This is a genomic window from Microcoleus sp. B13-B6 (genome assembly GCF_036705405.1).
Lineage (GTDB): Bacteria > Cyanobacteriota > Cyanobacteriia > Cyanobacteriales > Microcoleaceae > Microcoleus.
The window spans coordinates 4,312-8,274 of record NZ_JAUBUJ010000185.1; the positions used below are offsets into that span (position 1 = coordinate 4,312).

Sequence of the window (3,963 nt, forward strand, 5' to 3'; positions counted from 1 at the left end):
TTGCGGGCGGGCTAGAAGCCCAACCCCTACTCCCCACAATAAAATTAAATCTTTGTGGAACAGGCATCTTGCCTGTTGCGGGCGGGCTAGAAGCCCAACCCCTACTCCCCACAATAAAATTAAATCTTTGTGGAACAGGCATCTTGCCTGTTCCTAAAAACAACAACCAACAACCAACAAATCATGCGCCCTCACCTCTTCATCGAGAAAATCATGCCCGTAAATCTGCTCAACGAGCAGGTTTATTACGAACACGGCGGCAATCCATTTAAAGGATTGCATCGCTGGTATTCGCGCAAACCTTTATCGTTTTCTCGCGCTTCGGTGTTGGGGTCGATTTTACCTGCAGATATCTCTCCAGAAGAGTTTGAATATTTGCTGGGATTGGAACCGGGGAAGGAAATTAAACTCTACAAAACTCCCCCCTCTTCGGTGCGAATTAAAAAGGTTCATGACTATTGCGAGAAGGTGTGGGGGAATCGCACGCCGACGATTTTAGATGCGTTTGCGGGTGGGGGAAGCATTCCGTTTGAGGCGGCGCGGTACGGGTTGAATGTGTTGGCGTCGGATCTCAATCCGGTGGCGGTGGTGACGATGAAGGCGGCGATGGAATATCCGCTGAAATTTGGCCCGGATTTGCAGGAGGATATTGATAAATGGGTGCAATGGGTGGGGGATGAAGCCGAGAAAAGATTAACTGAGTTTTTCCCTTCTTTACCGGGGGAAACGGTGCAGAATTATTTGTGGGCTCATACGGTGGTTTGTCCGAGTTGTCAGTCGGTTGTGCCGTTGAGTCCGAATTGGTGGTTGAGTAAGACGAGTAATTATGCAGGAAAGGGAGAAATCCGAAAAGTTACAAGTGATTGGTATGCGGTGAAACCAATTCCTAACTTGGAACAGAAGCGGGTTGATTTTGAGTTGGTGAAGGGGAAGAAAGGCAAGGAATCGACTATTAAAACGGATGCGGGTGAGTACGATCCGAGTGTTCATAACACGATTAGCAGAGGTGTGGGTAAATGCCCCAATTGCGATACCGTGATAGAAAATAGTGTTATTATGCAAGCTGCTAAAAAACGTTTAGGTTATCAATTATATGCAGTAGCCTATAAACAAGGTCAAGGAAGTCTAGAATTTAGAATTCCTACTCAAATTGATATCACCGCGATAGAAAAAGTGGAAAATTGTTTTTATAAAACTATAGAAAATTTACACCATCAAAATTTAATCCCAATTGAATTAATTCCTGAAGGCAAAGATTTGGATGAGCAAATCAGAATATTTTGCCCGACATGGAAAGATATGTTTAATCCCCGTCAGCTTTTAACGCTTGTCACTTATGTAGAAATTATCAACGAAGCTAAGGCGCTGCTAAAGGCTGAGTACGAACCGGAGAAGGTAGAGGCGATCGCAACTTATCTAGCTTTGGTTTTAAATAGATGTGTTGATGCTAATTCTCGCTTAACTCATTGGAGTGGAACTACGTCACAAATTCAGCTTGCTAGCGGACAACACGCATTAAACTTAATGTGGAACTATCCTGAAGTTAATGGGATTAACCGCTTATGGCATTGGTGTGTAGATGCCTTGACATCTGATTATACAAAACTCTGTGCTTTATTCGGCACAAAACCCCACTCAACTGGCTTAGCCGGCATCGAACAATACGACCCAAAAACTATCCAAATCAATGCCGTATCAGCCGATAGCCTCTACCACATTCCCGACAAATCCGTCGATGCCATTATCACTGATCCGCCTTACTATGGCACCATCCAATATGCCGAAATTTCCGACTTCTTCTACGTCTGGATGAAGCGCACATTAGGCGATATATTCCCCGATTTATTCTACTCAGAACTCACCGACAAAGATAGAGAAGCGGTAGCCAACCCGTCGCGTTTCCGCAACATGGGCACATCCCCCGACGAACTCGCCAAACAAGATTACGAAGCAAAAATGGTGCTAGCTTTTAGCGAATATTACCGAGTTTTGCGCGATGACGGCGTGATGACAGTCCAATTCAACCACAAAGAATCCGGCGCGTGGGACGTACTCACAAAATCCCTCATCGATGCCGGTTTCGAGATTACCGCATCTTGGGCTGTCAGTACCGAAAACCCGCAAAACTTGCACCAAGCGCATAAAAACTCGGTTTCTAGTACAGTGCTCCTCGTCTGTCGCAAACGCGATCCTAACGCCGCCCAAGCTTGGTGGGATGATTTGCGAGTTGAAGTCAGCAACCAGGTTTTTATGAAAGCCCCAGAATTAGAGGAAGCCTTGCAAGTGACTACTCCAAGCGGACTAAAAAAAGGCCCAGGCATCAACCTCTACCTGAGTGCCTTTGGCCCGGCTTTAAATGTGTTCAGCCGTTCCTATCCCATCCTCAACAGCAGCGGCGAAGAAGTGCGCCCGGAAGTTGCTTTTGCTGAAGCCAGAAAAGCCATTGCAAACTATCGCTTCCGCAAACTTGCACAAACCGATACCGCCGGATTTGACGCCCTGACGCAGTGGTATTTCCTCGCGTGGGATGCCTTCGGCGCTGTCGAGTTCCCCTTCGATGAAGCGCGACAACTCGCCCTCGCCGTCGGCGGTTTCAACGTGGTTGATTTAGCAAAAGTCTACAAGTTAATTGACTCGACTAGCGGCACTTGCAAACTTTTGACACCGAAACAGCGGCTGAAAAAAGGAGCTTTTTCGGTCAATCCGCAAGATTTTTCGATTACCTATTTAGTCGATGGATTGCACGCGATTATCGGTTTGTATCAGGAGGACGGAGATATTCAAATCGTGCGCGAGTTTATGAAAAAAACGGCTTTGACTGATAACGATAATTTCATGCGGGCGATAGAGGTGGCGCTGAAAGTGATTCCGCGGATTGGGGATGAGAAGAAACGCATCCCGGAGGAGAAGGCTTTGTTAGATTTGTGGTTGGCGATGGATGAGATTAAGGCCAAGGTTGTTTATCAACAGATGGAAATTCCGTTTGAGGGACAGTTGAGTTTGGATTTCAATGTAGGTGGTTGAAAGAATGAGAGAAGAGATCCCCCCTAGCCCCCCTTAAGAAGGGGGGGACAAGAGTTTAATTCTGTAGGGGCGGTGCCCCCGTGCCCGCCCCCTTCTTAAGGGGGATTTAGGGGGATCGAGGATTGTGGCACATAACCAATAACCCATAAGAAATTACTAATAACAATTATGCCGGATGTTTATGTTATCGGAGGTTGTAACGGTTCGGGAAAGACAACTACGGCGATGCAGTTGTTGCCGCATTTTCTCAATGTGTTTGAGTATGTCAATGCTGATGAAATAGCTGTTGGGCTTTCACCTTTCAATCCCGAATCTGTGGCGATTCAAGCGGGGCGATTGATGCTGCAACGGTTAGACGCGCTATCAAATGCCGCTGCTGATTTTGCTTTTGAGACAACTCTCGCCTCTCGCAATTATGTCCGTTTTTTGCGAAAGTGTAAATTAAAAGGTTATACTATTAATTTAATTTATTTTTGGTTGCACAGCCCGGAATTAGCTGTTTATCGGGTGCGGCGGCGGGTAGAAAGTGGGGGGCATAATATTCCTGAAGATGTGATTCGTCGCCGCTATGAAAGAGGACGCAAAAATTTATTAGAATTGTACATACCTTTAAGTGATACTTGTATCGTTTACGATAATTCAACTTCAATCTCTGAAGTGGTGGCTAGTTATAATAGTGCAGCAGCCGATCCAATTGTTTATCGATCGGAAATCTGGAACCAAATTACTGGAGGTATCGATGAATCCTGAACAACCCGCCCTCTCACCGCTGCATCAAAAAATCGATGCTGGTGTTAAAAAGGCGATCGCACAGGCGATCGAGAAACACCGCAAACTCGGACAATCTATTAGTATTTGGCAAGATGGAAAAGTCGTCACACTTTCTGCTGATGAGATTCCGCCACAACAAATACCAGAATAAGTAGGGTGCGTCAGTTA

Annotated in this window: 3 protein-coding genes; all 3 read left to right on the plus strand. The window is 46.0% G+C overall.

What is annotated here, in order from left to right; all coding sequences use genetic code 11:
* Window positions 1-213 precede the first annotated feature (213 nt).
* The 3 genes from QUB35_RS37845 to QUB35_RS37855 all read left to right on the plus strand — a co-directional run bounded on the left by QUB35_RS37845 (window position 214) and on the right by QUB35_RS37855 (window position 3,946).
* Window positions 214-3,024, plus strand: a complete 2,811-nt coding sequence (locus QUB35_RS37845; RefSeq protein ID WP_333148070.1) for a DUF1156 domain-containing protein — start codon at window positions 214-216, stop codon at window positions 3,022-3,024.
* Between the two features lie 168 nt (window positions 3,025-3,192).
* Window positions 3,193-3,774, plus strand: a complete 582-nt coding sequence (locus tag QUB35_RS37850) for a zeta toxin family protein (RefSeq protein WP_333148072.1) — start codon at window positions 3,193-3,195, stop codon at window positions 3,772-3,774.
* Window positions 3,764-3,946, plus strand: a complete 183-nt coding sequence (locus tag QUB35_RS37855; protein WP_333148074.1) for a hypothetical protein — start codon at window positions 3,764-3,766, stop codon at window positions 3,944-3,946. Before QUB35_RS37850 ends, QUB35_RS37855 begins: the two co-directional genes overlap by 11 nt.
* Window positions 3,947-3,963 lie beyond the last annotated feature (17 nt).

Bases quoted from the DNA above. Each gene is read 5' to 3' on its own strand.
- QUB35_RS37845 (WP_333148070.1), top strand. From the start codon at position 214: ATGCCCGTAAATCTGCTCAACGAGCAGGTTTATTACGAACACGGCGGC.
- QUB35_RS37850 (WP_333148072.1), top strand. From the start codon at position 3,193: ATGCCGGATGTTTATGTTATCGGAGGTTGTAACGGTTCGGGAAAGACA.
- QUB35_RS37855 (WP_333148074.1), top strand. From the start codon at position 3,764: ATGAATCCTGAACAACCCGCCCTCTCACCGCTGCATCAAAAAATCGAT.